The sequence below is a fragment of the Streptomyces niveiscabiei genome (genome assembly GCF_001419795.1).
Taxonomy (GTDB): domain Bacteria; phylum Actinomycetota; class Actinomycetes; order Streptomycetales; family Streptomycetaceae; genus Streptomyces; species Streptomyces niveiscabiei.
This window is the reverse complement of sequence record NZ_LIRL01001456.1, coordinates 1-1,207: the sequence shown is the minus strand read 5'-3', so window position 1 is coordinate 1,207 and position 1,207 is coordinate 1. Positions and strand designations below refer to the sequence as shown.

The following is a 1,207-nucleotide window of genomic DNA, read 5'->3' as shown; positions in this document are numbered from 1 at the left end:
GGAGAAGGGGGCGGAGGCCGCCGGTCGGGAGGGGAGCGGACGACGGTGGTGGCAGCGGGGGCGTACGCCGGAGCCCGAGGCGTCGGAAAGTGGCAGCGAGCCGGGAGCGTACGAGGACGGGTACGAAGGGGAGGGGGCGCGGCGGCGTCGTACGTGGTTCCCGTCGCCGACCGGGCTGTTCCGTACGGCGAAGAAGGCGCCCGACCTGTCCGAGGCCGCCGTTCCCCGCGCCGACGATCCCGTCTACGCGTCCCTTCTCGAAGACACCTCCCACGACACCGGCGCCTCCGGCACCCTCTTCGAGCCGTACGACTTCCTCACCACGTCCCCCGATCCTGCCTGGCACGACGACTCGGCTCGTGAGGCTCGGTGGGCGGCGTTGCGGGAGGCTTCGAGGCCGTGGGAGGAGGCGGAGGCGGGGCCGGAGACGGAGGTGCCGGGGGAGAAAGGGGAGCGGTGAGGGGCCGGATCCGGCGGGCGGAAAAATTTTTCGCGGAGATGTGAACCGGTCGGCGGGGTCGGAACGATGAGGGGGTAGAGGGGCCGGGCGGAGAGGCCGGACAAGGAGGAGGTGAGGCCCACGACCCTCAGTCGGTAGTACCCAGCAATTCCCGTAGCTGCTTGGGAAGGAGGTCGTCGCAGGACTGTTGGGCCTCGTTGGTGAGGGCGTCGGCCCGGCAGGTGTAGTAGTCCCGGTAGACGAGCTGCGCGGCGAAGCCGGCGCCGACGAGAGCGAGGGCCAGGGACGCGGTGACGAGCCCGGTGATCGCGGCGGTCGTCTGGGGCCGACTGCCGGAGGAGCCGGGGGAGTTGCCGGGGGCGGCCGGGTTGGCGGGGCCGTTCGCGGCGGGGCTGTCGGAGCCGTTCTGGCGGGGGCGGGCTCTGAGAGCACTGATCGCCCAGTAGAGGGAGAGCGCACCGAGAAGGAGGGCGACATAGGCCCAGCCGAAGAGGACGAAGAAGAAAGCCCACATACCGCCGAGCAAGGAGTACCGCGCGCGGCGCTGAGCCGGATCGGTCGGGTCCCACCGAGGACCGGGAGCCTGGTTGCCCCCCTGTCCCTCGGGCCCCGCACCTGGCCGATCCCCGAACCCGCCCTGCGACCGCCCCGGCTGACGGTCGCTCCACCGGCCCCACGGCGAACCCCCCTCGCCGTCGCCGCCTTCGCCCCGCGAGGGTTCCCGAGGCCGCCAGGGCTGGTCCGGAG

Annotated in this window: 1 protein-coding gene and 1 pseudogene; one reads left to right on the top strand and one right to left on the bottom strand. The window is 72.7% G+C overall.

Going from position 1 to position 1,207, the window contains the following annotated elements:
• Positions 1 to 460 (top strand): annotated as a pseudogene (locus AOK24_RS44930) (hypothetical protein); the annotation flags it as partial.
• A gap of 127 nt (positions 461 to 587) precedes the next feature.
• Here AOK24_RS44930 and AOK24_RS49085 read toward each other — a convergent pair.
• Positions 588 to 1,207, bottom strand: a 620-nt coding sequence (locus AOK24_RS49085) for a hypothetical protein (RefSeq protein WP_079057298.1), incomplete at its 5' end; no start/stop codon positions are given.